The sequence below is a fragment of the Mesorhizobium sp. CA16 genome (genome assembly GCF_020165175.1).
GTDB lineage: Bacteria > Pseudomonadota > Alphaproteobacteria > Rhizobiales > Rhizobiaceae > Mesorhizobium.
The window spans coordinates 359,793-386,606 of the sequence record NZ_JAIUHP010000002.1; the positions used below are offsets into that span (position 1 = coordinate 359,793).

The window sequence follows — 26,814 nt, forward strand, 5'->3', positions numbered from 1 at the left end:
CCTGCGCTTGGCCAGGGCCGGCAGGCCTGGCGGCCACAGCAATCTAGTGCAGATCTGTGACGTGCCCCGAAACGGGGGGATTGTGGGGCTGGAACATCCTGCCCCGCTCGGCGATCAGGATCATCAGCAAAGCGGCGACCGAGACGCTGCAGAAACCTGCGGCCAAAGGCGTGACCGTGCCATTATAGGCCTGGCCGATCGCCGCTCCGATCAGGGCACCGAGGAAGGTCTGCATGAAGCCCAGGATGGACGCGGCGGTGCCGGCGAGCTCGCCGAGCGGTTCCATGGCCAGGGCGTTGAAATTCGCGCCCAGTCCGCCGAATGGCAGCATCGCGCCGGCAAAGAAGGTGACGAAGAGCCAGAGCGGCATCTGCATCTCCAGCGAGACCACCAGCCAGGCAAGGCTGATGCACAGGAAGACAAGCAGCGCGCCTTGCGATAGGCGGCGCATGCCGATCTGTCCGACCAGCCGCGAATTCAGATAGTTCGAGAAAGCCAGCACGCCGGCGACGCCGGCAAAGATCAGCGGGAACAATTCGCCGACATGGAAGATGTCGATATAGATCTGCTGGGCCGAGCTGATGAAGCCGAACATGGCCGCGAAGATGAAGGTGCTGGCAAAGGCGTAGCAAAGCGTGAGGCGGTTGGTGAGCACGATGCGGAAGCCGCCGGCGACGGAGCTTACCGTCAGCGGCCGGCGATATTCCGGATGCAGCGTCTCGGGCAGGCGCAACAGCGCCCACGCCGACACGACCAGCGCACCGATGGCCATGGTGACGAAAATCCAATGCCAACTGGCAAACAGCATGACAAACTGGCCGATGCCGGGCGCGACCACCGGAATTGCCATGAACACCATGAAGATCAGGGACATCACCTCGGCCATGCGCCGCCCTTCGAACGTGTCGCGCACGATCGAGACGGCGATGACGCGGGTCGCCGCCGCGCCGAAGCCTTGTATCAGGCGGCAGGTCAGCAACAGGGCGAAACTCGGCGCGACGGCGGCGGCAGCCGCGGCGGCGACGTAGACGACCAGGCCGAAGACCAATGGCGCACGGCGCCCGAAGCGATCCGAAATGGGTCCGAAGAAAAGCTGTCCGCCGCCGAAGCCAAGCATATAGGCGGTGATGACATATTGGCGATGGTTCTCGCTCTCGACGCCGAGCGAGGCGCCGATCTGCTGAAGCGCCGGCAGCATGATGTCGATGGCCAGGGAGTTGAGCGCCATGAGCGCCGCGCAGAGCGCGATGAATTCCCAGCGCGGAATGGGCAAGCTTGTTGCCGATTGCTGCGCTGCTGCCTGCTTGTCCACCGCGAAATCCGATTCTTCAAACGAACATGCGCCGGATTACCGGCGCATCCATTCGTCTCGTTCTCGAATCCGAGAACTACAATGCCGAGGTGGGGGCAGCCCCGGAAGCTAGTGTCCGCCGGCCGGTCGCCGACGCAATCCGATCAGGCGGCGCCTTTGACGCTGACGCCCTTTTCGACCAGGAAGTCCTGCAATTCACCGGCTTGGAACATCTCGCGCACGATGTCGCAACCGCCGACGAATTCGCCCTTCACATAGAGCTGCGGGATGGTCGGCCAGTTGGAATAGTCCTTGATGCCCTGGCGCAATTCGGCCGAGTCGAGCACGTTGACGCCTTTGTAGTCGGCCCCGATATAGTCGAGGATCTGCACCACCTGGCCGGAGAACCCGCATTGCGGGAAGCCGGGGGTGCCCTTCATGAAGAGCACGACGTCGTTGCTCTTCACTTCATTATCGATGTAGTCGTTGATGCCGGTCATGGACAATCCTTTCATGCCTGTGGGAGTCAGGCTCGAAGCATGTCCTTCAAATAAACCCATAGGTTGGCTGAAACAAGACGTTAGCCGTGACGCTGGCCCAATGGCGCAAAAGTCGGCGCGGTTTGGGCCAAACCGAGTGACGGTGGATTCGTAGTGATGAATCTGAGCTTGGTGCCCGATGCGGAAGACGTCTCCCGGCCCAGATCTGCTCCCTCGGAGCTGTGACCCGTTGCGCATATCTTCACCAAGCGCGATGATCTCCACTGCGCCAAGCCGGCGTGTGGGCATTTGGAGGCGAATGCGGCATGTCCGGTTTCGATATCGGCTTCGTGATCTTCCCTGGAATCACGCAACTCGACTTTACTGGCCCGTTTGAAGTCTTGAGCCGGCTTGGAACGCCTGCCTCGATCTCTGCGGCCAGCAAGTTCCCTCAATCGAGAACCCACGTTGTCGCGAAGACCATGCTACCGGTTTCGAGCGACCGCGGTCTCGGCATCATGCCCACCTGCACGTTTCAGAGCTGTCCCCAACTAGACCTGATTTGCCTGCCCGGTGGCGCAGGCGTCGTAGAAGCTCTCGCCGATTTCGAGACGATCGATTTCATTCGCCGCCAGGGCGAGCAGGCAGAATATGTAACCTCTGTTTGCATGGGCGCCTTTCTTCTTGGTGCAGCCGGGTTGTTGAAGGGACGTAGGGCTGCGACACATTGGGCCTACGTCGATCTGCTCCCCTTGGTCGGCGCCAGTCACGAAAAGGGCCGGGTAGTGCGCGACGGCAATGTCTTCACCTCGGGCGGCGTCACTTCGGGGATTGACTTCGCATTCCGCATCGTCGCCGAACTTGCTGGACCGGAGGTCGCGCAAGCCATCCAACTCGGGATCGAGTACGACCCGTCTCCTCCCTTTGATTCAGGTCACCCTGACAAGGCATCCGAGGCGGCCATCGCGCTCATGGTTCAACGCAACGAAAAGGCCTACACGGGGATTCGCGAAGGACTCAAAAAATTGGTCATCCCCGGCAAATTTCCGCGCTAAGGGACCTACAACTCCAATACGAGCCGTCAGATTTCAAGCACTAGTCCGGAACGCTGGTCTGCAGCGCCAGAGCATGCAGGACACCGCCCATCTTGCCCTTCAGCGCGTCATAGACCATCTGGTGCTGCTGGACGCGGCTTTTGCCCCGGAAACTCTCGGCCACCACTTCGGCCGCATAATGATCGCCGTCGCCGGCCAGGTCGCGGATGGTCACTTTGGCGTCGGGAATGCCTTCCTTGATCAGTTTTTCGATGTCGTGGGCATCCATTGCCATGGCAAAATCCTGTTTCAAGCGGGCAGGCTGTGTGGTGTGACTCGGGGTAGAGCCTAGAACCTTTCCAGCCCGGATTGAAGCCGTTCCGTCGCAGAAGGAAGCCTAGGAATTATCCGGGCTCGGATGAACCACACCGTCCTCGCTGATGTCATCGCGCGTCGAATAGGCGCGGCCGAGGCTGAAGACCAGCACGTAGAGCGGGACGTTGATCAGCAGGCCGACGATGGGAAGATAGCTCGTCATCCGCCATGCAGTTGAGAAGAAGGCCTGACCGTAGCCGTCGCAGATCAAGGACGAGCCATAGTCCCAAACCGCCCCGACCGCGGCGGCAACGGCAAAGAGCTTGATGCAGGTCGCGATGTGCTTCGCCCGCGCCGGCTCCGGAGAAAACCTGTTCCACAGCACGAGGCAGGCGATTGGAACCGCGTAGATCAGGCTCTGCACGATGAGCATCGGCAGCGTGCCGTTTGCCGCCGCCAGGAACTCGGCGCGGGTTTCTAGCCGGGGGCAGACCTCGCTCGAGGTCGTCGACAGCAGGAACAGGGCGAACGGTCCGAGAAACCAGAAGAAGAACAGAGACGGCCAGAAGACGACTGCGACCAGCGCCCTGGCGGTTAAATCATGTCGCATAAAAAAGGATCTATGCGACATGATTTAGGTCTTTTGTCGTAGGCATGTCTTTTTCCCGAAACCGCTGCACACTTTCGGGAGACATGCTTCTGGTCAACTGGCCTGATCCATGAAGCGCGGGAACCAGCCCTCATGGGCGGCGGTCAATTCACTGACCGGGATCGGCCGTGCGTCACCCAGCTTCAATTCACGTCCGCCGGTGGTGCCGATCCATGGCGCGAAGATGCCGAGCTTGCTCTGCTCCTCGCGGATCCTGTCCCATTCGCCGCTTTGCGGGTCGATCGATAACGTCAATAGATAGCGGCCTTGGTCCTCGCCGAACCAGACCGGAATCGGGTCGGTGCCGGTGAGGCCGGGGATGGTGGCGCCGATGCCGGAGGCCATAGCCATTTCGGCCAGCGCTACCGCCAGGCCGCCGTCGGAGACATCGTGGGCCGATGTCACGATGCCGGAAGCGATCAGCGAGCGCACATGGTCGCCGACGCGCTTCTCATGCGCGAGGTCGACGGGCGGCGGCGGACCGTCGGAGCGGCCATGGATGTCACGCATATAGGCGGACTGGCCGAGATGGCTGCCCCATGTCGGTGGCGCGCCGACAAGCACGATCATCTGGCCCTCGGCAGCAAAGCCGATGCGCGCCATCTTCGACCAGTCGGCGATGAGGCCGACGCCGCCGATCGTCGGGGTCGGCAGGATGCCGCGGCCATTGGTTTCGTTGTAGAGCGAGACATTGCCCGACACGATCGGGAAGCCGAGCGCGCGGCAGGCATCGCCGATGCCTTTGATGGCGCCGACGAGCTGACCCATGATCTCCGGCCGCTCCGGATTGCCGAAATTGAGATTGTCGGTGGCAGCAAGCGGCAGGGCGCCCGTTGCCGTCAGGTTGCGCCAGCATTCGGCCACAGCCTGCTTGCCGCCTTCGTAAGGATCGGCCTCGCAGTAGCGCGGCGTGACGTCGGAGGAAAAGGCCAGCGCCTTGGTCGGGTGACCTTCGACGCGCACGACGCCGGCATCGCCGCCTGGAAGCTGTAGCGAATTGCCCTGGATCAGCGTGTCATACTGCTCCCACACCCAGCGGCGCGAGGAGAGATCCGGCCCCCCCAGCATCTTGAGCAGCGCGTCGGCGACGTCGGCCTTCGGTGCGTCGTTCGCGGCAAGCGGCGTTGGTTTCTTCGCCTCGATCCAGGGGCGGTCATATTCCGGCGCCTCGTCGCCCAGTTCCTTGATCGGCAGATTGGCGACCTCGTCACCCTGGTGGATGACGCGGAAGCGCAGGTCATCGGTGGTCTTGCCGACGATGGCGAAGTCGAGGCCCCATTTGCGGAAGATCGCCTCGGCTTCCTCTTCCTTCTCGGGGCGCAGCACCATCAGCATGCGCTCCTGGCTTTCCGACAGCATCATCTCATAGGCGCTCATGCGCTCCTCGCGCACCGGCACCTTGTCAAGGTCGAGCTCGATGCCGAGGTCGCCCTTGGCGCCCATCTCGACCGCCGAGCAGGTGAGGCCGGCCGCACCCATGTCCTGGATGGCGATGACGGCGCCCGACGCCATCAGCTCGAGACAGGCCTCCAGCAGGCATTTTTCGGTGAAGGGATCTCCGACCTGCACGGTCGGACGCTTCTCCTCGATCTTGTCGTCGAATTCGGCCGAGGCCATGGTGGCGCCGCCGACGCCGTCGCGCCCGGTCTTGGCGCCGAGATAGACGACCGGCAGGCCGACGCCCTTGGCCTGCGACAGGAAGATGGCGTTGGTCTTGGCAAGACCCGCCGCGAAGGCATTGACCAGAATGTTGCCGTTGTAGCGAGCATCGAAATTGACTTCGCCGCCGACGGTCGGCACGCCGAAGGAATTGCCGTAGCCGCCGACGCCCGAAACCACGCCCGCGACAAGGTGCCGGGTCTTGGGATGATCCGGCGCGCCGAAGCGAAGCGCGTTCATTGCCGCCACCGGCCTGGCGCCCATTGTGAAGACGTCGCGCAGGATGCCGCCGACGCCGGTCGCGGCACCCTGATAAGGTTCGATGTAAGAGGGGTGGTTGTGGCTCTCCATCTTGAAGACGACGCAGTCACCGTCGCCGATGTCGACCACGCCGGCATTCTCGCCTGGACCCTGGATGACCTGCGGACCGCTGGTCGGCAGCGTGCGCAGCCATTTCTTGGAGGACTTGTAGGAGCAGTGCTCGTTCCACATCGCCGAGAAGATGCCGAGCTCGGTGAAGCTTGGCTCGCGGCCGACCAGATCCAGGATGCGCTGGTATTCGTCCGGCTTCAGCCCATGCGCGGCGACGAGCTCGGGAGTGATCGGCACGGAATTGGAAATGGTCATGAGCGGCGATTTTTGTCCGTGGAAGAGGGGAGTTTCTTTGAGTCTCCTCTTATCGCAAGCTTTCGCGCGATACACCCCACCGGATGACGAAAAAAGCCGGAAAACGGCCCCTGCCGGCGGAGGCCAGGGCCTAGAGCTCGCCAGCTTGATCAGGAAAAACTGTCGTAGCCGGCGCGGCCTTCGTCAAGCAGGCGGCGGATGACGGCGACGCCGCCGGCGACATCCGAGCTTTGCCGCGGCTGCGACACGCCAAAGCGCACGCCGTGAAAGACCTGCTCGGAGCGGCCGGCCTTGAACTCGTCCTCGTCGTCGATGAGCACGCCTTGCGCCAGGCAGGCGTTCTTGAAGGTGCCGGACAGCCACGGGTCCGGCAAGGTCAGCCAGACGAAGGGCACGTTGTCGCGCGCCTTGAAATCAAAACCCGCCAGCACTTCGCGCACGATGGCGAGGCGCGCCTGGATTTCGCCAATGCAGCGCTTGCGGATCTCGCCCGCCTGGCCCGACATCACCAGCCTCGTGCCGACCTCGGCCAGCAGAAAGGGCAGGCCGCCGGTCATCATCTTGTGCGCGACACGGATGCGGTGGCGATAGGCCGGTGGGCAGGAAAGCCAGCCGCCGCGCACGCCTGCCGCGACCGACTTTGACAGGCCGCCGGCGACGATCGTGCGCTCGGGCGCGTATTCGGCCAGCAGCGGTGTCGGGTCGTCGGTGAGCTCGCCGTAGAGATCGTCCTCGATCAGCGCGACATTGTATTCGCGCGCGATCTTGGCGATCGCCTGCCGTCGCTCCGCCGACAACGTAACCAGCGTCGGGTTCTTAGCGGTTGGCATCAGGAACATCAGCTTTGGATGTTTCTGAGCGCAGACGCGCTCGAAATCATCCGGGTCGATACCGCCCTCATCAGTCAAAACCAGCGCCGTGCGGCGGCCGATCAGCCCGGCGCTGCGCGCGATCTGCGAATAGGTGAGGTGCTCGAAGACCACGTAGTCGCCGGGCATGGTCAGCGCCGCGATCGCCGCCATGACCGCAGCATGGGTGCCCAGCGTCGGCACGATCGAATCGAGCGAGGGGCGGAAGGCATTGCGCGCCAGCCAGCGGCTGCCTGCCTCATACCAGCGTTCGGGAAAATCCCGCGTATAGCTCGAAATGTCGTGCGGATGCTCCTGCGCCGTGCGTGCCAGCATGTCGGCTATCACCGCGCCCTGGCCGACATCGGGCGCGGCGGTGCTGTCGAAGCGCAGCTTGCCGCTCGGCGCATCGATGGGGCGCGTGCCCTGGATGGCAGGTTCCAAATCCGGCTTCGGGTCTGCGGCGCGCTGGCCTAGCACATAGGTGCCGCGGCCGACCTCGCCGCTCACAAGGCCGCGCTCGCGCAGCAGCTGATAGGCCCTGCCGATGGTGCCGACGGTCGTGCCGATGTCATAGGCGAGGTCACGCTGCGGCGGCAGTTTTGCACCGGCATCGATGACGCCCTTGTCGATATCTGACTCAATGCTGTCAGCAAGGCGCTGGTACAGCGGACCGGAGCCAAAGGAAAGATCGGGGAGCCAATTTGTCATGGTGACAATTTTCTATATTGCACCGCGCGATGAGTCAATTCATATCGATCTCGCGATTGGGAAGGTACAATCGGAACAAGGCAGAATGACAATGGATACAATCGAGACAATTCGCTATGCTCGCCCGGCTTTTGGCGCGCAGGTCGATCCCTTGGCCCATCGCGGGTTCGTCGGCCGCATGGCGGCTGTGCTCCGTTCCATCGTAAGCCAGATCGACCGCATGCTGGAGCGCAGGCGCGGCCGCCTCGCGCTCATGGAGATGACGGACGAGCAGCTCAAGGATATCGGCGTCTCGCGCTGCGACGCCCATCGCGAAGGCATCAGGCCATTTTGGGAATGATGGTCTATCTTCGGGTTGCGGGCTTTCTTCGCAACCGGCCGATACCGTGATCGACAAGCACTGCGAGCACGCTCAATGCGATGAACAGGGCCGTGACGCCAAGCGCCGAAACGGCAACGTTGGCGGCGCCGTTCTTGGCGACGTCGAGGAATGGGTAGGGTACTTCGCCGGCGAAGGGCGCGCGTACCAGCGCGTAGGCGAGATAGGCGACCGGATAGATCATCCACCAGGCGATGTCGCTCCACTGCCGCCTGCCATCGGCGCCCGCCACCAGCCACCACAGCACGAACAGCGCCGGCGTCACATAGTGCAAGAGGACGTCGCAGAGCAGGAACAAACCCCGCGGCTGCCAGAGCTTCGCCAGGACTGTGGTGTAGACGATGAAAACCAAAGTTATGGCCACGGCGACGCCAGTCCGCGTCCGCGGTCCGGCAAAGGCCGGGAACCAGGCATAGCCGGCGGGTGACAGCAGCGAGGCGTGCACCATCACAGCGGCGATGTTGGTCAGGACGGTGAAGAAGCTGAAATAGAAGACGATCGAGCTGAGCAGGCCGCGGCCTGCGGCCATCGATGCCGGGATAGTGATGGCGAATTGCAGAACAAGCGCAATCAGCCCGACAGCCAGTCCCGCGGTCTGCAGGAACCGGGCCATGACAACCTCAGGCGGCAGCCGCGCAGGACGGATTGCCGGCCTGCCAGCGGGCGATGTCGGAACCGATGCGCGCGCCGAGCGGCTCGTTCATCAGCGGCCCGAAGGCATCGACGCGGCGGGAATTTCCCTGCGCCTGCACGACCAGCAGCGGCTTGCCGCCATAATGCTTGGCGGGCACCAGCAGGAAGCGCGGCGTGCCGCTGTAGGAATTGAGCTCATTGGCCATCTGGTAGGGCTTGAAGGCTGGGTCCTTGCTGGCGATCCAGCATTTGTGCGCAGCGATGGCAACCTGCTCCATGGCGAGCAGCGAGGCGCTCTTGCCTGAGGGAACCGGCGTCCTCTTGGGGCTGGACTGGCAGGAAGCCAAGGCAAGCCCGGCGGCGGCCAGGAGAGCAAGGCGAGCAATCGTCAGTCTCATGGTCAGTCCGCCCCCGCGTTCCGATAGGATGTTAAAGGATCAGGCAGCGATGCCGAGCGCGCTTTCGAACAGCGCCCGTCCGTCATTGCCGCCATGCGCCGCTTCGATCAGGTTTTCCGGATGCGGCATCAGGCCGAGCACATTGCCCTTGTCGTTGACGATGCCGGCAATGTCGTTGATCGAGCCGTTGGGGTTGGTGTTTTCCGCATAGCGGAACACCACCTGGCCTTCGCCTTCTAGCCGGGCAAGCGTCTCGGCATCGGCGAAATAGTTGCCGTCATGATGCGCCACCGGGGAGCGGATCACCTGTCCGGGCTGGTAGCCGCGGGTGAACATGGTGTTGGCGTTGGCGATCTCGAGCTTCACCTGCCGGCAGACGAATTTCAGCGAGGCGTTGCGCATCAGGGCGCCGGGCAGCAATCCCGCCTCGACGAGAATCTGGAAGCCGTTGCAGACGCCGATAACGGTCACGCCCTTGGCCGCCTTTTCGGCGACCGCGCGCATCACCGGCATGCGCGCCGCGATGGCGCCGCAGCGCAGATAGTCGCCGAAGGAGAAGCCGCCCGGGATAGCGATCAGGTCGACATCGGGGATTTCAGTGTCGGTCTGCCAGACGGTCGCCGGCGCATGGCCGGAAATCTTGGTCAGCGCCGCGATCATGTCGCGGTCGCGGTTAAGGCCAGGCAGGAGGACGACGGCTGATTTCATTGTCAGGCGATCTCCACCGCGTAGTTCTCGATCACCGTGTTCGCCAGAAGCTTGTCGCACATGGCCTTGAGGTCGGCTTCGGCCTTGGCCTTGTCGGTTCCGGCGAGTTCGATGTCGAACACCTTGCCTTGCCGCACTTGGCCGACGCCATCGAAGCCCAACCCGGAGAGCGCGTGCTCGATCGCCTTGCCCTGCGGGTCGAGGACGCCGTTCTTGAGGGTCACGGTGATACGGGCTTTCATCGATGCTCCTGGGCAGATCGTCAGTTAGGGAGGCCTGCCATTGTCCGGCAGGCCCGTCAATATTCAGTGCTTCAGGCCCTTAGGCGCCTCGGAAGAGGCGACGAGCACGGGGCCCGTGGGGCGCGGCGGTTCGTTCTCGTTGATGATGCCGAGACGGCGGGCAACTTCCTGATAGGCTTCGACCAGACCGCCCATGTCGCGGCGGAAACGGTCCTTGTCGAGCTTGTCCTGGGTGGCGACGTCCCACAGTCTGCAGGAGTCCGGCGAGATCTCGTCGGCGACGACGATGCGCATCATGTCGCCCTCGAACAGGCGGCCGCATTCGATCTTGAAGTCGACCAGCTGGATGCCGACGCCGAGGAACAGGCCGGACAGGAAGTCGTTGACGCGGATGGCCAGGGCCATGATGTCGTCGATTTCCTGGGGGCTTGCCCAGCCGAAGGCGGTGATATGCTCTTCCGACACCATCGGGTCGTCGAGCGCGTCGGCCTTGTAGTAGAATTCGATGATCGAGCGCGGCAGCACGGTGCCTTCCTCGATGCCGAGGCGCTTGGATAGCGAGCCGGCGGCGACATTGCGAACCACCACCTCGAGCGGGATGATCTCGACTTCCTTGATCAACTGCTCGCGCATATTGAGCCGGCGGATGAAGTGGGTGGGGATGCCCATGCGGTTCAAGTGGTTGAAGATGTGCTCGGAAATGCGGTTGTTGAGCACGCCCTTGCCATCGACCACTTCGTGCTTCTTCTTGTTGAAAGCGGTGGCATCGTCCTTGAAAAACTGGATCAGCGTCCCCGGCTCAGGGCCCTCATAGAGGATCTTGGCCTTGCCTTCGTAAATGCGGCGGCGATTTTTCATTTGATTTTTTCTCTGGATCTGCGGGCAAGCGGCGAGTGACCGGTTCCTGCCCGTCTGCCTAAATTAGTATGGCGAAGGCGGCGTTCAATGCCGGTGTTATCGCAATCGTCTTGTTTGCTCAATCGGCAAATCCCGCGAATCAACCGCTTTCGGGACTGAAATGCCGCAGCGCAGCATGCGACGAAGCATATTGACCGGCCCGCGGCCTTTTGGTTTGTGCTTGCCCACCACACATATTCACCGCCAAGCGAATCGGATTGATCGGAGGGACGTCATGAGCAGCATGAAAGACCGCGAAGAGGGTTTTGAGCGCAAATTCGCCTTCGACGAGGAGCTTCGCTTCAAGGCCGCGGCGCGCCGCAACAAGGCGCTTGGCCTGTGGGCCGCCGAGAAACTGGGTAAATCCGGCGCCGATGCCGAAGCCTATGCCAAGGAAGTGGTGGTCTCCGATATCGAGGAAGCGGGGGACCACGATGTTTTCCGCAAGATACGCACGGATTTTGACGCGGCCGGCGTCGCCCAGTCCGACCATCAGATCCGCCGCACCATGGACGAGCTGATGGCGCAGGCGATCGAGGAGATCAAGAACAGCTGAGGCTGTGCGGACATGGTGTCGTCCGAGAACCGCTTCGCGCTTTTCGGCATCATTCCCTATCTCTTTGTTTTTACGCAATTCCGGACGGAAAACCGATACACACTTTTCCTGGAAGTGCTCTGACTGGACCAATCGACCGCTCGGCCAAACCGAGCGGTTTTTCTTTGCCTTCGCGTCGTTTCCGGCCAAAACTGCGGATTGTTCACAAGGAAACTTTCGATGTCGCTCAAGTCCCGCCTGGCCGCCGACGAAACGCTGTTCACTGCCTGGTCGGGCGTGCCGGACGCGCTGACGGTCGAAATCATCGCCAAGCAGGGTTTTGACGCCGTGACCCTCGACATGCAGCATGGCGGCCATCATGAGGACAGCGTGCTGCGCGGCCTGGTGCCGGTGCTCGCCGCCAACAAGCCGGCGCTGGTGCGCATTCCGGTCGGACGCTTCGACATGGCAAGCCGCGCGCTCGATTTCGGCGCCGAGGCGGTGATCGCGCCGATGGTGAACTCCGTGGCCGATGCAAGGCAATTCGCCGCCGCGATGAAATATCCGCCGCTGGGCGAACGCTCCTGGGGCCCGACCTATGCTTTCCCGCGCCATGGCAAGGGCGACCATGCCGAATGGCTGCGCGACACGAACCAGCGCATCATGGCTTTCGCCATGGTCGAGACGCGGGCTGCCCTCGAGGCGCTGGACGGTATCTTGGATACGCCCGGCATCGACGGCATCTTCGTCGGTCCGTCGGATTTCTCGATCGCCTGGTCGAACGGCACCACCATCAACTCGACGCTGGAAAGCATGATGGAGACGGTCGCGTCGATCGCCGAGCGGACCCGCAAGGCCGGCAAGCATGCCGCGATCTATGTCATCGAACCGGCGATTGCCGGGCGCGTCGTGTCGATGGGTTTTCGGCTGCTCGCCATGGGCTCGGACCACACGCTGATCTCGCTCGGCGCGAAAACGCTGCTGAAGAGCATGCGGGATTCGATCGGCTCCTGAAGCCGGCGTTACGGCTCCTTCAACTCCGTCAGGAATTTGGCGAAAGTCATCGAACCCTCCGGCCACGGGCCGAAGCCGGCGTCGTGGTTGAGATGGCCGGCCTCGCCGGCATCGATGAAGAGCGATCCCCAGGCGGCAGCAATGTCCTCGGCGACTGCGAAGGCGCAGAATGGATCGTTGCGGCTGGCGATCACGATGGACGGAAAAGGCAGGGGATCGCGCGAATAGGGGCCGAAGGTCATCAGATGCCTTGGCCTGATTTCCGGATTGGAGACGTCGGGCGGCGCGACGAAGAAGGCGCCGGCGACCGGCTTCCTGAATTGCGGGATGGCCTGCACCGCCGCCGTCACGCCCAGCGAGTGCGCAACAAGTACCACGGGCCGCTCGGCCTCGTTGACGGCGTTGGCCACGCTCGCCGTCCAGTCCTCACGCACGGGTTTGGTCCATTCCGCCTGCTCGACCCGGCGCGCCGTCGACAGTTTCGATTGCCAGCGGGTCTGCCAGTGCTCGGGGCCGGAATTGGTGTAGCCCGGCACGATCAGTATATCTGCGTCTTTGACTTTCATGGCGCCGATGTAGCGAGCGGCCTTCTTGGCTGCAACCCTGTCGGAAAATTCGGAGCGATCACAATTGTGAACAACTTGTTCGATTCTTGCTCTCTTGTGTGAACGATCGCAATCGACGATTTGGGGGGAACAAGGAACAAGGGCTGGCGGCCACGGCAATCCCATGCTGGGATAAGCGCTGCCCGAACGGAGAGTTTGATGAGCGAACTGCCTTTTGCCGCGACCACCCCGGTCAGCGTGTCGCGTGTCGGGCTAAAGGCGCGCGATGCCGAAAGCCTGGCGGCCTATTATCGCGCCGTCGTCGGCCTGCAGGAACTGAGCCGCGCCGATGGCGCGATCACGCTCGGCGCAGCCAATCGGCCATTGCTGGTGCTCGAACAGGATTCGTCGGCCAAGCCCGACGATCCGCGTAGCGCCGGCCTTTTTCACACCGCTTTCCTTTTGCCGTCGCGTGCGGACCTTGGCCGCTGGATCAGCCACGCCGCCGCCAATCGCATCGGCATCGAGGGCGCCTCCGACCATCTGGTCAGCGAGGCGCTCTATCTCACTGATCCGGAGGGCAACGGCATCGAGATCTATGCGGATCGCCGCCCGCAGGACTGGAAATGGAACGGCGACAGAATTGCCATGGCGACCGAGCGGCTGAACCTGCAGGCGGTGGTGGGCAGCGTGCCGGCGGGCGATGCCGGCTGGCAGGGCGCGCCGGAAAACACCATTGTCGGCCATGTGCATCTGCGCGTCGGTCGGCCGGAGGACGCGGAGGCCTGGTGGCATGACCAGTTCGGCTTCGACACCGTCGCCAAATATGGCGGCCAGGCGGTGTTCCTGTCGTCCGGCCATTACCACCACCATATCGGCGCCAATGCCTGGCAGAGCACCGGCGCCGGCCGCCGCGATCCGTCGCGCTCGGGCCTCGCCTGGGTCGAGATGCGCTCGGACAATGTGAAGGAGGAGACGAGCCGTGAGGATCCCTGGGGCACGGTGATCAGGACGGTGCCTGGGAAGGCTTGAGCGACGCCTGCGTCAAGCTGGAGCACCCCTCATCCGTCTCGGCGCTAGCGCGCCGATCCACCTTCTCCCACAGGGGGAGAAGGGAAAACCGCGCCGGAGCCGGCGCCAATCGCGGCGTTCGTGATTAGCTGAGGCGCGGGCGCCAAATTCCCCCTTCTCGCCTTGTGGGAGAAGGTGGCTTGTCGCGAAGCGACAAGACGGATGAGGGGTGTTCCAGCCTGGCGCCAGCGCGCGCCTTTGTTCGGCCTCAAGCCTCTCCGAACACCCGCTTGAAGATCGTGTCGACATGCTTGGTATGATAGCCGAGGTCGAATTTCTCGCGGATCTCGTCTTCGGGCAGCGCCGCCGTCACGTCCTTGTCGCCAAGCAGTTCCTCCAGGAAATCGGCGCCGTGTTCCCAGACTTTCATGGCGTTGCGCTGCACCAGGCGGTAGGCGTCCTCGCGTGACAGGCCGGCCTGGGTGAGCGCCAGAAGCACGCGCTGCGAATGCACCAGGCCGCGGAACTTGTTGAGGTTCTTCTCCATGTTCTCGGGGTAGACGAGCAGCTTATCGACGACGCCGGTCAGGCGCGACAGCGCGAAATCCAGCGTCACCGTCGCATCCGGCCCGATCATGCGCTCGACCGAGGAATGCGAAATGTCGCGCTCGTGCCAGAGCGCCACATCTTCCATCGCCGGCATGGCGTAGGCGCGCACCATGCGCGCAAGGCCGGTGAGATTTTCGGTCAGCACCGGGTTGCGCTTGTGCGGCATAGCCGACGAGCCCTTCTGGCCCGGCGAGAAATACTCTTCCGCTTCCAGCACCTCGGTGCGCTGCAGATGGCGGATCTCTATGGCGAGGCGTTCGACCGACGAGGCGATGACGCCAAGCGTGGCGAAGAACATGGCATGGCGGTCGCGCGGGATGACCTGCGTGGACACCGGCTCCGGCTTCAGGCCAAGCTTTGCCGCCACATGCTCTTCGACATAAGGCTCGATGTTGGCGAAGGTGCCGACCGCGCCGGAAATGGCGCAGGTGGCGATGTCTTCGCGCGCGTGCACCAGCCGCTTGCGGCAGCGCGAGAACTCGGCATAGGCCTGCGCCAGCTTGACGCCGAAGGTGGTCGGCTCGGCATGGATGCCATGGCTGCGGCCGATGGTGACGGTGTCCTTGTGCTCGAAGGCGCGGCGCTTCAGCGCCGCAAGCAAGGCGTCGATATCGGCAAGCAGGATGTCGCTGGCCCGGGTCAGCTGCACCGCAAGGCAGGTGTCGAGCACGTCCGACGAGGTCATGCCCTGGTGAATGAAGCGGGCATCCGGTCCGACGAATTCGGCGAGATGGGTCAGGAAAGCGATGACGTCATGCTTGGTGACGCGTTCGATCTCGTCGATCTTGGCGACGTCGAATTTGGCCGCGCCGCCTTTTTCCCAGATCGTCTTCGCCGCTTCCTTCGGAATGACACCCAGCTCCGCCAGCGCATCGCAGGCATGCGCCTCGATCTCGAACCAGATGCGGAAGCGGGTTTCGGGCGACCAGATGGCGACCATTTCCGGCCGGGAATAGCGAGGGATCATCCGTTTTCTAAGTCCTGCCTGGGAGAAGCGTCAGCCGCGTCCTAACAGAGCCACGCCCAATGCTCAACGCCGCTGCCGCGCAAACCAGGTACTGACCGCGACGAGCGCTGCAAGACGGTTTGTCATCTGTCTCATCAGCGTCATGCTTATCACGCCACGATGAACGAGGCGCGCCGTGCGATGCATCCAATCCGGCGTTCATTTGTTATTGTCGGCCGTCTCGCATCCGAAAGGGCAAATTGCCATCCAGCGGAGAACCAGCATGAGCACCGACATCAGCAAGATACGCGGACACATGGAAGTGATCGGCGCCGACGGCGTCCATATCGGCACCGTCGACAAAGTCGAGGGTGATCGGATCAAGCTGACCAAGGCCGACAGCGGCATGGGCTCGCACAAGAACCATCACCACTACATTTCGCTTGCCCTGGTCGCGGAGATCGACGGCCAGAAGGTATGGCTCTCCGCGAATTCGGATGTCGCGGTCACCTTCGAGGAAGAAAAATCGGATCCGACTTGATCGGCCGTCAACGCGACGACCAAACCGGAAACAAGTCGCCGTCGGCCGGCGTCGCCGCATGGACGCCGCGGCTGATCGCGCGCGCCATGGTGGCGCCGGCGGCTGCGAACAGATCGATCGCGGCATCGGCGCCGAGCTCGATGCCGCTCCTGCCGGTCGCCAGGGCAAAGACGAGATCGCCGTCCGCCGGCGTGTGCGTCGGCCAGATGGCTCGTGCGAAGCCGTCATGCGCGGAAATCGCCAGTCGCTTGGCCGCGGCCTTGGTCAGGACGGCGTCCGTGGCGATGACGGCGATGGTGGTGCTGCCGCCTTCGGCCTCGCCGCCCATTTGCCTGTCGCGGTATTTCAGCAGGATCTTTCTAGCACCTTCAGGCAACGGGGCCGGGTAGCCGAAGCCGCCGAACTCGTCGCCGATCTCGAAAGGCGCCGCCCAGAAATGGCGGCTGCGGCCGACCGTCACCGAGCCGGTTGGATTGACGGCGGCGAGCGCGCCGACGGTGACGCCGCTGTCAAGCACGGTCGAGGCGGAGCCCAGCCCGCCTTTGAGGCCGGAGGTCAGGGCCCCGGTGCCGGCGCCAGCCGTGCCGATGACAAAATCCACTGCTGCCGTCTGCACGGCCTCATAGCCGAGCTCGCGATAGGGCGGGTAACGGCCCCAATCCTTGTCGCCGCCATTGCGCAGGTCGAACAGGATCGCGGCCGGCACGATCGGCACGCGGAAGCCGCCGACCTCGACACCGATGTTCTTTTCGCGCAGCGCCGCCTGTACGCCCGAGGCGGCGTCGAGGCCGAAGGCGGAACCGCCGGACAGAACGACGGCGTGGACCATCGCGATCGAATTCTGCGGCTCGAGCAGGTCGGTCTCGCGCGTGCCCGGCGCGCCGCCCAGCACCTGGACGCCGGCAACCGCAGGCTCGTCGCACAGCACCACCGTGACGCCGGATTTGAGCCTGGCGTCGGCGGCATTGCCGACGCGAAGGCCGGCAACGTCGGTGATCAGATTGCGCGGACCGGTGCGGAACATCACTTATCCTCCAGCGGCACGAAATGCATGCCGTCGAAGCGGAAGAGGCGGAACGGGTTCTGGCTGAGATCGCCCTTGTCGTCGAAGCGGACGGTGCCGATCGCGGTCGCAAAATCACGGCCGGTCAACGCTTCGCCGAGCGGCTGCCCAGTGCTTTGCGCACCGGCCAGCGCGGCCTTGGCGACCTCGACCGCGGCATAGGCCAGAAGCGTGTAGCCGTCCGGCACGATGTTCTTCGCTGCGAAACCCTGCACCACCTTGGGATCGGCGATCTCCGACCATTCCGGCGGGGCGATCATCAGCGTGCCGACGGCATAGGGCACATCGCCCGGCGGCGTGCGCAGGTTTTCGCCTCCGGCAAAGGTGATGCCGGCATCGAGCTGGGCGGCGTCGCGGCCCATGATGGCGACATCCTCGCCGTCGCCGCCGGCGAACACCTTGGTCGCGCCGGCCTTCTTCAACCGGCCGATCAGCCCGATCTGGTTGTCGAGCTGCGGCCGGAACGTGTCGGTGAAGACCGGCTTCAAGGCAGCCTGCTCGGCTGCGGCGCGAAAGGTCTCGGCCAGCTCGCGGCCATAGATGGTGCCGTCATCGACGATGGCGAACAGGTCGTCGCGCCAGAGCTGGATTAGCTTGGCGGCGACCGCATTGCGCTCATCGTCGCCGCGCGGGCCGAGCCGGTAGACCGGCCAGCCGGTCTTGGCGCGCCGGTCGGTCAGGCTTTCGGTGCGCACGCCGACCGTGATGACCGGGATGTTGGCATCCTTCAGGATCGGCAGCGCCGCCTCGATCGCGTCAGTGCAGAGAAAGCCCACCACGACATTGACCCTGGCGTCGACGAATTCCTTTGCCGCGGCAACGCCGCCGTCGGCGGTGCAATCGTCATCGACGGCCTTGATCGCGATGCCGTTCGCTTCCGCCGCAAGGCCGGCGCCGGCCTCGATCTGCTTGCCGAGGATCGCCGATGAGCCGGAAAGCGGCGCGGCAACGCCGACCAGCGTATCGGCGCCGGCGCTCGCGGCCAGCGACAACCAGAGCAGCACGGCTGATGTCGTCGTGAGAAGACGCATTCGGGCTAAGAGATCCTCCATGCCGGGAATACAGTCCCGACACTGTTCCAGGAAATGCCTAAAGGCTGGCTAAGCGCTGCGCAACACGCGAATTTGCGGATTGCGGTCAAGCACTTCGCCCATGCTATGCAACTTGTGGCGTGCAATATGCCGCCATATATAACGAACTGGTTTCGACAGGTGGACATCGGGTGCTGAAGATCAATGATATCGGGCCGCAGCATTATCGCGATGCGATGGCGCATTTTGCCGGCCATGTGCATGTGGTGACGACCGACGGGCCCGGCGGCAAAAGGGGCGCGACGGTGATCGCCGCCTGTTCGGTCTCGGACACCCCGCCGACGGTGCTGGTCTGCCTCAACCGCGAGAACGCCAAGAACGAAGCTTTCATCAAGAACGGCAAGTTCGCGCTCAACACCCTCGCATCGGACCAGGAAGCCGTATCGGTCGCCTTTTCCGGCATCACCGGCCTGCCGGTGGAGGAGCGCTTCGCGCTTGCTGAATGGGATGTGATCTCGACTGGCGCCCCGACGCTGAAAGGCGCGCTGGCCGTGTTCGACTGCGAGATCATCGATAGCAAGGACCTTGCCACCCACCGTGTGCTTTTTGGCAAGGTGACAGGCCTACGCATCGGCGATAATTTGCGGCCGCTGATCTACCACAACCGCGGCTATCATTTTCTTTGAACGTGCAAGCGGGATCCACGGAGACAAGATGACCGCGCCGCGCCCCGCGCCGAAAACGATCGACGAAACGCTCGATCTTTTGACAGGTGCGGATTATGTCGCGGACCGTTCGCTGGCGACGGTGCTGTTTCTTTCACTGCGCATGAAGCGGCCCTTGTTCCTCGAAGGCGAAGCGGGCGTCGGCAAGACCGAGATCGCCAAAGTGCTGGCCGGCGCGCTCGGCCGCCGGCTGATCCGGCTGCAATGCTATGAAGGGCTCGACGTCTCCTCCGCCGTCTATGAGTGGAATTACGCCGCGCAGATGATCGAGATCCGCATGGAGGAGGCGGCGGGCAAGGTCGTGCGCTCCGACATGGAGCGCAACGTCTTTTCCGAGAAATACCTGATCCGCCGTCCGGTGCTCGACGCGCTGACCGGCGAGGCGGGTGCCGCGCCGGTGTTCCTGATCGACGAGCTCGATCGCACCGACGAAGCTTTCGAGGCGTTCCTGCTCGAGATTCTTTCCGATTTCCAGGTAACAGTTCCGGAACTTGGCACGATCAAGGCGGAAGAACCGCCGATCGTCATCATCACCACCAACCGGACACGCGAAATCCACGACGCGCTGAAGCGTCGCTGCCTCTATCACTGGGTCGACTATCCGAACGCCGAGCGCGAGCTGGAGATCGTGCGGCGCAAGGTGCCGCAGGCGAATCGCCGGCTCTCGGCGGAGGTCGTGTCCTTCATCCAGAAGCTGCGCCAGGTGGAACTGTTCAAGGCGCCCGGCGTTGCCGAGACCATCGATTGGGCCGGCGCCTTGACCGAACTCGACAAGGTGGCGCTCGATCCGGAGACCGTGTCGGACACGATCGGCGTGCTTTTGAAATACCAGGACGATATCGCCCGTATCGGCGAGGGCGAGGGCCGGCGCATCCTCAATGAGGTGAAGGCCGAGCTGTCGGCGGCGGAGTAGGCGCGATGCCTGTGCCGCGTCCGGAACCCAAGGAAGCGCTCGCCGATGGGCGCATCGCCGACAACATCGTCTATTTCGCGCGTGCGTTGCGCAAGGCAGGCATGCGCGTCGGCCCGGCGTCGGTGAAGGACGCCATCGAGGCGGTGCTTGCCGCGGGCATCGGCTCGCGCGACGATTTCTACTGGACGCTGCATGCGGTGCTCGTCTCGCGGCGCGAGGATCATCCTGTCTTCGACGAGGCCTTCCGCCTGTTCTGGAAATCGCGCGAGCTGATCGAGAAGCTGCTGGCGATATTCTCGCCGGTTGCGCCGGACGATCGCGAAAAGCAGAAGCCGCGGGCGGCGGAGAACCGCGTCAGCCAGGCGATGTTCGAAGGCCATCGGAAGAATCAACCGGTCCGGGAAGTGCCGGAGATCGAGGTCGATGCACGCCTCACCTTTTCCGGCAACGAGGTGCTGCGCGGCAAGGATTTTGCCCAGATGGATGCGGCGGAGATGGCCGAAGCCAAAAAGGCGATCGCGGCCTTGCGCCTGCCCTTCGATCTGATCCGTACGCGGCGCTTCAGGGCGGACGCGCAAGGGGGTCGCATCGATCCGCGCGCCATGATGCGCTCGGCCGCGCGCACCGGCGGCGAGCTTATCCTGCCGAAATTCCGGTCTCCGCGCGAAGCGCATCCGCCGCTGGTCGTGCTGGCCGACATTTCCGGCTCGATGAGCCAGTATACGCGCATCTTCCTGCATTTCCTGCATGCGCTGACGGAGAAGCGCCGGCGCGTGCACGCCTTCGTTTTCGGCACGCGGTTGACCAACCTGACCCGCCAGATGCGCCATCGCGATCCCGACGAGGCGTTGGCCGAATGCTCGACGGCGGTGAAGGACTGGTCGGGCGGCACCCGCATCGGCGACACGCTTGCCGAGTTCAACCGGCTGTGGTCGCGGCGCGTGCTGGGGCAGGGCGCCGTGGTGCTTCTCATCACCGACGGACTGGAGCGCGACGACGTCGCCGGCCTTTCGCAGGAGATGGAGCGGTTGCAAAAATCCTGCCGGCGGCTGATCTGGCTCAATCCGCTGTTGCGCTTCGACGGTTTTGAGGCCCGCGCCCGTGGTGTGAAAGCGATGCTGCCCTATGTCGACGAGTTCCGGGCAGTGCACAATCTCGACGCGCTGGCCGATCTTTGCGCTTCGCTCGACCAGCGGCGGGCGGCTTCGGTCGACCCGCGCCGCTGGCGGCAAGCTGGCGGGAGGCAGGCTGCGTAGCCATATGTTTCCTTGGCGGGAAACCAACGTTTACCGTAGGGACGACCAAGGTTTCCCTTGAAAAACAGACTTTGCGAGAAGCGACGATGGATGAGAGCATTTATCTCGACGAGGCCCGCGATCCGCTGATCATCGCGGAAGGCTGGATGAAGGACGGCAAGGATGTCGCCATCGCGACCGTGGTCGAGACCTGGGGTTCGGCGCCTCGCCCGGTTGGCAGCCATCTGGTCATTGACGCCGAGGGCAATTTCCATGGCTCGGTCTCCGGCGGCTGTGTCGAGGGCGCCGTGGTGACCGAGGCGATGGATGTCATGGGCTCGGGCAAGGCCAGGATGCTGGAGTTCGGCGTCGCCGACGAGACCGCTTGGCAGGTGGGCCTCTCCTGCGGCGGCCGCATCAAGGTCTATGTCGAAAGGCTGGGCTGATCACAGATGGATCCCTACGTCCTGAAGACGCTCAACGAAGAACGCCGCGCCCGCCGCGCCGCGGTGCTTGTCACCGACCTGGACGACGGTCGCGACCGCATCGTACGCGAGGGTGACCATGTCGCAGGCGATCTCGGGGCGGCGATCGCCAATGCGTTCCGCACCGGCAATTCACAAACGGTGGCGGCGGAAGGGCGGACGTTCTTTCTCAACGCGCATCTGCCGCGTCCGCGCCTGGTGGTGATCGGCGCCGTGCATATCAGCCAGGCGCTGGCGCCGATGGCCAGGATTGCCGGCTATCCGGTCGAGATCATCGATCCGCGCACAGCCTTCGCTACCCCGGAACGCTTCCCCGGCGTCGCGCTGCATGCCGAATGGCCGCAGGATGTGCTGAAACGCGCGCCACTCGACAGCTATACCGCCCTTGCCGCCGTCACCCACGATCCGAAGATCGACGATTTCGCGCTGAAGGCGGCGCTCGACGCCCGATGCTTTTACGTCGGGGCGCTCGGTAGTCGCAAGACCCACGCCAAGCGTGTCGAACGCCTGCTGGCGCTCGGCACCGGCGCCGACCAGATCGCCCGCATCCACGCGCCGATCGGCCTCGATATCGGTGCTGCCAGTCCGGCCGAGATCGCCGTCGCCGTCCTTGCGCAGACGATCCACGCCTTCCGCTCGCGCGGTCTCGAAGCAAAAGGCGCCGTGGCGTGAAATTCGGACCGGTTCCGATCGATGAGGCGGAAGGGGCGGTGCTGGCGCATGCGATCACCGCCGGCGAAAAACGCTTCCGCAAGGCGCACCGATTGAGCCGAGACGATATCGCGGCGCTCAAGGCGGCAGGCGTCGCCGAAGTCGTTGCGGCGGTGCTTGCCGCGGACGATTTGGGCGAAGATGCCGCAGCCGCGAAGATCGCCGCCGCCATGCGTCACCGCAACATCGAGGTCAAGCCGGCCGCGACCGGGCGGGTGAATTTGCATGCGGAAGCCTCAGGCGTCTTTACCGTCGACGCGGCAATGATCGACGCCATCAACGCCGTCGATCCGGCCATCACCATCGCGACGCTGGCGCAGCACGCGCCGGTCGAGAAGGGCCAGATGGTGGCGACGGTGAAGATCATTCCCTTTGCCGTCGCTGCAAGCCTGGTAGCCAGCGTGGTGAGGATCTGCGCCGGCCGCGAGATCTTTGCCGTCAATGCCTATCGCCCCATAACTGTCGGCGTCATCCAGACGATGCTTCCCGGCGTCAAGCCGAGCGTGCTCGACAAGACGCTGCGCGTCACCGAGGCCCGGCTGGCGCGTTTCGGCGGCCGACTGACCGCCGAACGGCGCACGCCGCACGACGTGGCGCCGGTCGCCGCGGCCGCAACCCAGCTGGCGCGCGACAATGACATGGTGGTGATCTTCGGCGCCTCGGCGATGAGCGACTTCGCCGATGTCGTGCCGGCCGCGATCGAGCGTGCCGGCGGTACCGTCATCCGCGCGGGCATGCCGGTCGATCCCGGCAATCTGCTGGTGCTGGGGACGCTCGACGGCAAGCGCATTGTCGGCGCGCCCGGCTGCGCGCGCAGCCCGAAGGAAAATGGCTTCGACTGGGTGCTCGATCGCCTTGTTGCCGGGCTCGAGGTGACGGCGGGCGATATTGCCGGAATGGGCGTTGGCGGGCTTTTGATGGAAATCCCGACCAGGCCGCAGCCGCGCGAGCCGGCGCCGCAGCCGGCAAGGTCGGCGATGAAAGTCGATATCGTGCTTCTGGCCGCCGGCCGCTCGAGTCGCATGGGCGGGCCGAACAAGCTTCTGGCGCTGTTCGACGGCGAGCCGCTTGTGCGCCGCACCGCCGGTCGTGCGCTGGCCTCGAAGGCCGCCGCCACCGTCGTCGTCACCGGCCATCAGCGCGAGCGCGTGCGTTCGGCGCTTGGCGGTCTTGGCGTGACATTCGTGGACAACCCGGATTTCGCCGATGGACTCGCTTCGTCGTTGAAGGCGGGTATCGCGAAGGTCGCGCCCGACGCGGCCGGCGCCATGATCGTGCTTGGCGACATGCCGGGCGTTTCGTCGAAAGACCTCGACAGCCTGATCGACGCGTTCCGCCGCGCCGGCGGCCGCTCCGTGGTGCGCGCTTCCCACCAGGGCAAGCGCGGCAATCCGGTGCTTTTGCCGCGATCGCTTTTCGCGGCTGTCGCGCAGCTCGAGGGCGATACCGGCGCGCGCCATCTGGTCGAGGCCGAGGGTCTCGACGTCATCGATGTCGAGATCGGGCAGGGCGCCTCGATCGATGTCGACACGCGCGAGGCGCTGGAAGGGGCGGGTGGCGTTCTGCAGGATTGACAAAGCAGAGCCGAATTCCGCATGCCTCTCGGCATGGCTTTGCGTTATCGACTTTTCTTCGCCCTGATCACCGCGGCGGCGCTGTCCCTCTCCGCCGCCGAGGGGCAGACGCTTTCGCTGAAATCGTTCAAGGACGATCTGTTCGCCTATCCGGCGACACTATCGACCGGCGACAACGGCGCCTACACCGTCCTCGACTATCGCGAGATGCGCGACATCAATCAGCGCGACGAGGTGCCGGAAAGGCGCGTGCATGCGCAGTATACCGATCCCGGGGTACGCAAGGTGCAGCAGGACCTGATGCTGAAGACCGATGCTGGCGATATCAGACATGTCGCGGTCGGCAGGACGGAAGGCGCGTCCATCATCGTGCTCTATCTTCACGGGCAAGGCGGCAGCCGCAAGCAGGGCGTGGACGACTTCACCTTCGGCGGCAATTTCAACCGCATCAAGAACCTGATGGCCGCCAACAACGGGCTCTATCTTTCGCCCGATTTCCCCGATTTCGGCGACAAGGGCGCGGCGCAGGTCGCGGCGCTCATCGACCACTATGCCGAGACATCGCCGGGCGCGAAGATCTTCGTCGCCTGCGGCTCGATGGGCGGGATCATCTGCTGGAAGCTCGCCGCGCGCAAGGACACGGGCGGCCGCATCAATGGGCTGCTGTTGCTCGGCTCGCTGTGGGACGACAGCTTTCTCACCAGCCCCGCCTTCAGGCGTCGCGTGCCGGTGTTCTTCGGCCAGGGCAGCCATGACGGGGTCTTCCCGGTGGAGAAGCAGGAAGCCTTCTTCCGCTCGATTCTGGCCAAGAAGGCTTATCCGACCCGCTTCGTGCGCTTCGAAACCGGCACCCACGGCACGCCGATCCGCATGGTCGACTGGCGCGGCACGCTGAACTGGATGCTGACGAAAGCGCCGTGATTGCGCTGCAGCGCCTCAAGGCGCCGTGTTGTAGTCGATGACCGTCTGCGGATTTTGCTCGCCGTCATAGGATGCATCGACGTCATACTGGACGAGCGAGAAATCGCCGTTGCGGAAAAGGTAGGTTCCCGATGACGAGGCATCCCCCACACCACGCCATTTGTTGGATGTGGTGATGGTTTTTGTGTTGTCGTCATAGTCCGAGTTGGTCGCCCAGCCGCTGGTCTTGAACCCGATGATATGGATCGATTCGACCTTGCCTTCGCTGTTGTTGTTCTCGTAGCGGATGTCGAGCTCCGGCTCGGTGAACTGCAACTGTGAGACGCCGTTGACGTCGTCGGTGATGTAGTAGACCGCCGTCTCGTTGTAGGCGGCCATCGAGCAGAAGAAGCGGAACAGCCGCGTCTCGCGCTCTGGGTCGCTGGGCTGGGCGTCCTTGTCCTTATAGTGGATGGAATGAGCCTCTGGCTCGCCGATCGGCTTGCCGTCAGGATCCTGCTTGTCGCACTGGTCGCCATAGGTGGCGAGGAAGGCTTTCCTGGCCTGCTCCAATGCCTCGTCCTTCTTTGGCGGCGGCGGACCGTCGCCGCAGCTTGCCGGCACGGCGCTGTCGAAATCCTCGGTCGACGGCTTCAACGCGCCCTTGTCGATGAAGATCGGCTGAAAGGGCGGCTCCTGGATCTGCGCATTGACCTGGCGGACCGTGTAGCAGCCGGCGAAAACCTTGGCCTCGCCTTTCTTGTCGGTCGCCTGGATGGCGACGGGGACGCTGTAATAGATGCTGCCGGCAGCACCGTCCTCCGAGACAGCGCCAGTCTTGACTTCGACCCTGTCGGTGCCGTCGTAACCCTTGACGAAGGCGTTGAAATCCTTTGCCGGCTTCGTATCGCCGAAATAGCCCCAGGCACGGGCGAATTCGTGACGGTTGATGGCGCTGTAAAGCGAGCGGACGACCGCATCGGCGCTTGATCGGTCATCGACATAGGGCGCATCCGCCGCGGACGCGGAATGCGTGAGGCCGGCCAATGAGAAAAAGACAATCGCTGCGAAAGTGGCTCTTTTCATCGAATCCTCCGCTCGGTAACGAAAATACTACCACGGCGATTGCGGCGGCGCGGTGACGCCATAGCCACGGCCGCTTGAAGAATCGTGGCGGGAGGCGCTAGTTCACGGCCCGCGGCGCTGGGCCGCGTGGGGAGATTGCCCGTGACCATTTCCATGTACGACATATCGGTGGGCGTTTTTTCCGCCAGGCTGAAGGCGCTGGCCAGCGTCTTGACGGCGGCGGAGCAGAATGCCGGCGAACGCAAGATTGATCCGCAGGTGTTCCTCACGGCGCGGCTGGCGCCCGACATGTTCGCGCTGGCCAGGCAGATCCAGATCGCCACCGACCACGCCAAGGGCGCGCCGTCGCGGCTGGCCGGCCGCGAGGTGCCAAAATATGAGGACAATGAAGCGAGCTTTGCCGAGCTGCAGGCCCGGATCGCCAAGACGCTCGATTATCTGGCGACGTTTGCGGCGGCCGATCTGGAAGGATCTGAGGACAGGACGGTCGAAGTGCGGCTCGGCGGACGCGAAACCACGCTGCCCGGCCTGCAATATCTGCTGCACCTGGCGATGCCGAATTTCTATTTCCACGTCACCACGGCCTACGACATCCTGCGCCACAATGGCGTGCCGCTCAGCAAGCAGACTTTTCTCGGAAATCGTTGATGTTGAATGGCTTGGAGGTTTCCCGGGATTCCGGGAAACCTCTTTGGCTCAGCTCAGCGGATCGACATTTCGCGCGCGATGCGCGGAAAATCCGCCGGCTTGACGCCGATATCGGCGCGGTCCGCATTGCTCATCGCGTTCAGAAGCGCAAGCGCCGAGCGGTAACGCTGGTGTTCCTGCGGCCTCGGCCGAGCGAACATTTCAGTGAAGAACCCCATGACTCAGTTGCCCCAGTTGGTCCTCCCGACGCCAGCATATAGGCGATTTTTAAAATTGTGCAGTGCAGCATTTGCATGGCTGCCATGCCGCGACAATTTTCCCGCCACACTCGATTTTCCGTGAAACTTTTCGGCAGGCTCAACCGTAGGCACC

At 63.7% G+C, this 26,814-nt stretch carries 31 protein-coding genes; 14 read left to right on the top strand and 17 right to left on the bottom strand.

Translation table 11 applies throughout. From position 1 onward, the window contains the following. Positions 1-43: 43 nt before the first annotated feature. Positions 44-1,312 (bottom strand): multidrug effflux MFS transporter, encoded by a 1,269-nt coding sequence (locus LB525_RS05525; protein ID WP_224543851.1) that lies wholly within the window; start codon positions 1,310-1,312, stop codon positions 44-46. Between the two features lie 143 nt (positions 1,313-1,455). After that, complete coding sequence (gene grxD, locus LB525_RS05530; RefSeq protein WP_059185116.1) at positions 1,456-1,791, bottom strand: Grx4 family monothiol glutaredoxin; 336 nt, start codon at positions 1,789-1,791, stop codon at positions 1,456-1,458. A 305-nt stretch (positions 1,792-2,096) separates the two neighbouring features. Here grxD and LB525_RS05535 point away from each other — a divergent pair, with 305 nt between their 5' ends. Then, entirely contained in the window at positions 2,097-2,825 is a 729-nt protein-coding gene (locus tag LB525_RS05535; protein WP_224525640.1) for a DJ-1/PfpI family protein, read from the top strand. Between the two features lie 40 nt (positions 2,826-2,865). Here the strand turns inward: LB525_RS05535 and LB525_RS05540 are convergent, their stop codons facing one another. The 4 genes from LB525_RS05540 to LB525_RS05555 form a co-directional block, all read right to left on the bottom strand. Further along, entirely contained in the window at positions 2,866-3,099 is a 234-nt protein-coding gene (locus tag LB525_RS05540) for a BolA/IbaG family iron-sulfur metabolism protein (protein ID WP_040995401.1), read from the bottom strand. Between the two features lie 102 nt (positions 3,100-3,201). Then, positions 3,202-3,729, bottom strand: coding sequence for a hypothetical protein (locus LB525_RS05545; protein ID WP_224525647.1), 528 nt, complete (start codon positions 3,727-3,729; stop codon positions 3,202-3,204). Between the two features lie 93 nt (positions 3,730-3,822). After that, complete coding sequence (gene purL / locus LB525_RS05550; RefSeq protein WP_224525650.1) at positions 3,823-6,054, bottom strand: phosphoribosylformylglycinamidine synthase subunit PurL; 2,232 nt, start codon at positions 6,052-6,054, stop codon at positions 3,823-3,825. Between the two features lie 149 nt (positions 6,055-6,203). Next, on the bottom strand, positions 6,204-7,613 hold the full coding sequence (locus LB525_RS05555; RefSeq protein ID WP_224543852.1) for a PLP-dependent aminotransferase family protein: 1,410 nt from the start codon (positions 7,611-7,613) through the stop codon (positions 6,204-6,206). On the opposite strand from LB525_RS05555, the gene LB525_RS05560 reads away from it, so the two are divergent. Beyond that, a complete protein-coding gene (locus LB525_RS05560; protein WP_411971000.1) occupies positions 7,612-7,953 on the top strand; it encodes a DUF1127 domain-containing protein in 342 nt (113 codons plus the stop codon). The two genes, LB525_RS05555 and LB525_RS05560, sit on opposite strands and share 2 nt — an antisense overlap. Positions 7,954-7,957: 4 nt before the next feature. Here the strand turns inward: LB525_RS05560 and LB525_RS05565 are convergent, their stop codons facing one another. The 5 genes from LB525_RS05565 to purC all read right to left on the bottom strand — a co-directional run bounded on the left by LB525_RS05565 (position 7,958) and on the right by purC (position 10,831). Then, entirely contained in the window at positions 7,958-8,605 is a 648-nt protein-coding gene (locus tag LB525_RS05565; protein WP_224543853.1) for a Pr6Pr family membrane protein, read from the bottom strand. A gap of 7 nt (positions 8,606-8,612) precedes the next feature. Continuing rightward, complete coding sequence (locus LB525_RS05570; protein ID WP_224543854.1) at positions 8,613-9,023, bottom strand: hypothetical protein; 411 nt, start codon at positions 9,021-9,023, stop codon at positions 8,613-8,615. Between the two features lie 39 nt (positions 9,024-9,062). Further along, entirely contained in the window at positions 9,063-9,731 is a 669-nt protein-coding gene (gene purQ, locus LB525_RS05575) for a phosphoribosylformylglycinamidine synthase subunit PurQ (RefSeq protein WP_224543855.1), read from the bottom strand. Positions 9,732-9,733: 2 nt separating this feature from the next. Then, positions 9,734-9,973, bottom strand: a complete 240-nt coding sequence (gene purS / locus LB525_RS05580; protein ID WP_095765207.1) for a phosphoribosylformylglycinamidine synthase subunit PurS — start codon at positions 9,971-9,973, stop codon at positions 9,734-9,736. Between the two features lie 63 nt (positions 9,974-10,036). Next, positions 10,037-10,831, bottom strand: a complete 795-nt coding sequence (purC, locus tag LB525_RS05585; RefSeq protein ID WP_040995384.1) for a phosphoribosylaminoimidazolesuccinocarboxamide synthase — start codon at positions 10,829-10,831, stop codon at positions 10,037-10,039. A 274-nt stretch (positions 10,832-11,105) separates the two neighbouring features. On the opposite strand from purC, the gene LB525_RS05590 reads away from it, so the two are divergent. Continuing rightward, on the top strand, positions 11,106-11,426 hold the full coding sequence (locus tag LB525_RS05590) for a DUF1476 domain-containing protein (protein WP_095765208.1): 321 nt from the start codon (positions 11,106-11,108) through the stop codon (positions 11,424-11,426). A 219-nt stretch (positions 11,427-11,645) separates the two neighbouring features. After that, positions 11,646-12,419 carry an HpcH/HpaI aldolase family protein gene (locus LB525_RS05595; protein ID WP_224543856.1) on the top strand — a complete coding sequence of 258 codons (774 nt, stop codon included), beginning with the start codon at positions 11,646-11,648 and terminating at the stop codon, positions 12,417-12,419. An 8-nt stretch (positions 12,420-12,427) separates the two neighbouring features. Here LB525_RS05595 and LB525_RS05600 read toward each other — a convergent pair whose 3' ends face one another. Continuing rightward, complete coding sequence (locus tag LB525_RS05600) at positions 12,428-12,985, bottom strand: RBBP9/YdeN family alpha/beta hydrolase (RefSeq protein WP_224543857.1); 558 nt, start codon at positions 12,983-12,985, stop codon at positions 12,428-12,430. A 198-nt stretch (positions 12,986-13,183) separates the two neighbouring features. On the opposite strand from LB525_RS05600, the gene LB525_RS05605 reads away from it, so the two are divergent. Further along, a complete protein-coding gene (locus LB525_RS05605) occupies positions 13,184-13,996 on the top strand; it encodes a VOC family protein (RefSeq protein ID WP_224543858.1) in 813 nt (270 codons plus the stop codon). 247 nt (positions 13,997-14,243) lie between these two features. Here LB525_RS05605 and purB read toward each other — a convergent pair whose 3' ends face one another. After that, complete coding sequence (gene purB, locus LB525_RS05610) at positions 14,244-15,551, bottom strand: adenylosuccinate lyase (protein WP_224543859.1); 1,308 nt, start codon at positions 15,549-15,551, stop codon at positions 14,244-14,246. A 262-nt stretch (positions 15,552-15,813) separates the two neighbouring features. Here purB and LB525_RS05615 point away from each other — a divergent pair, with 262 nt between their 5' ends. Then, positions 15,814-16,071, top strand: a complete 258-nt coding sequence (locus LB525_RS05615; protein ID WP_140546895.1) for a DUF2171 domain-containing protein — start codon at positions 15,814-15,816, stop codon at positions 16,069-16,071. Between the two features lie 7 nt (positions 16,072-16,078). On the opposite strand, the gene LB525_RS05620 is transcribed toward LB525_RS05615, so the two are convergent. Both LB525_RS05620 and LB525_RS05625 read right to left on the bottom strand, forming a co-directional pair. Continuing rightward, positions 16,079-17,095: a P1 family peptidase gene (locus tag LB525_RS05620; RefSeq protein WP_224543861.1), complete on the bottom strand. Its 1,017-nt coding sequence runs from the start codon at positions 17,093-17,095 to the stop codon at positions 16,079-16,081. Next, positions 17,095-18,165 carry a branched-chain amino acid ABC transporter substrate-binding protein gene (locus LB525_RS05625; protein ID WP_224543862.1) on the bottom strand — a complete coding sequence of 357 codons (1,071 nt, stop codon included), beginning with the start codon at positions 18,163-18,165 and terminating at the stop codon, positions 17,095-17,097. The genes LB525_RS05620 and LB525_RS05625 overlap by 1 nt, the downstream gene beginning before the upstream one ends. Before the next feature lie 191 nt (positions 18,166-18,356). Between LB525_RS05625 and LB525_RS05630 the strand changes: the two genes are divergently transcribed. From LB525_RS05630 to LB525_RS05660, 7 genes are all read left to right on the top strand, one after another. Next, on the top strand, positions 18,357-18,851 hold the full coding sequence (locus tag LB525_RS05630) for a flavin reductase (protein WP_095765215.1): 495 nt from the start codon (positions 18,357-18,359) through the stop codon (positions 18,849-18,851). A 28-nt stretch (positions 18,852-18,879) separates the two neighbouring features. Continuing rightward, on the top strand, positions 18,880-19,803 hold the full coding sequence (locus LB525_RS05635; protein ID WP_224543864.1) for an AAA family ATPase: 924 nt from the start codon (positions 18,880-18,882) through the stop codon (positions 19,801-19,803). Positions 19,804-19,808: 5 nt separating this feature from the next. After that, positions 19,809-21,059, top strand: a complete 1,251-nt coding sequence (locus LB525_RS05640) for a vWA domain-containing protein (RefSeq protein ID WP_224543866.1) — start codon at positions 19,809-19,811, stop codon at positions 21,057-21,059. Positions 21,060-21,145: 86 nt separating this feature from the next. Next, positions 21,146-21,484 carry an XdhC family protein gene (locus LB525_RS05645; protein WP_224543868.1) on the top strand — a complete coding sequence of 113 codons (339 nt, stop codon included), beginning with the start codon at positions 21,146-21,148 and terminating at the stop codon, positions 21,482-21,484. Positions 21,485-21,490: 6 nt separating this feature from the next. Next, positions 21,491-22,195: an XdhC family protein gene (locus LB525_RS05650; protein ID WP_224543870.1), complete on the top strand. Its 705-nt coding sequence runs from the start codon at positions 21,491-21,493 to the stop codon at positions 22,193-22,195. Beyond that, entirely contained in the window at positions 22,192-23,808 is a 1,617-nt protein-coding gene (locus tag LB525_RS05655; RefSeq protein ID WP_224543871.1) for an NTP transferase domain-containing protein, read from the top strand. The genes LB525_RS05650 and LB525_RS05655 overlap by 4 nt, the downstream gene beginning before the upstream one ends. A gap of 33 nt (positions 23,809-23,841) precedes the next feature. Continuing rightward, the gene (locus LB525_RS05660; protein ID WP_224543873.1) at positions 23,842-24,729 is read left to right on the top strand and encodes an alpha/beta hydrolase; all 888 of its coding nucleotides are present in this window, start codon (positions 23,842-23,844) and stop codon (positions 24,727-24,729) included. Between the two features lie 15 nt (positions 24,730-24,744). Here the strand turns inward: LB525_RS05660 and LB525_RS05665 are convergent, their stop codons facing one another. Next, complete coding sequence (locus LB525_RS05665) at positions 24,745-25,794, bottom strand: DUF1176 domain-containing protein (protein WP_224543874.1); 1,050 nt, start codon at positions 25,792-25,794, stop codon at positions 24,745-24,747. A gap of 141 nt (positions 25,795-25,935) precedes the next feature. Between LB525_RS05665 and LB525_RS05670 the strand changes: the two genes are divergently transcribed. Then, entirely contained in the window at positions 25,936-26,442 is a 507-nt protein-coding gene (locus LB525_RS05670) for a DUF1993 family protein (RefSeq protein ID WP_140840129.1), read from the top strand. A gap of 53 nt (positions 26,443-26,495) precedes the next feature. On the opposite strand, the gene LB525_RS05675 is transcribed toward LB525_RS05670, so the two are convergent. Continuing rightward, a complete protein-coding gene (locus LB525_RS05675) occupies positions 26,496-26,660 on the bottom strand; it encodes a DUF1127 domain-containing protein (protein ID WP_140546832.1) in 165 nt (54 codons plus the stop codon). Positions 26,661-26,814: the final 154 nt, after the last annotated feature.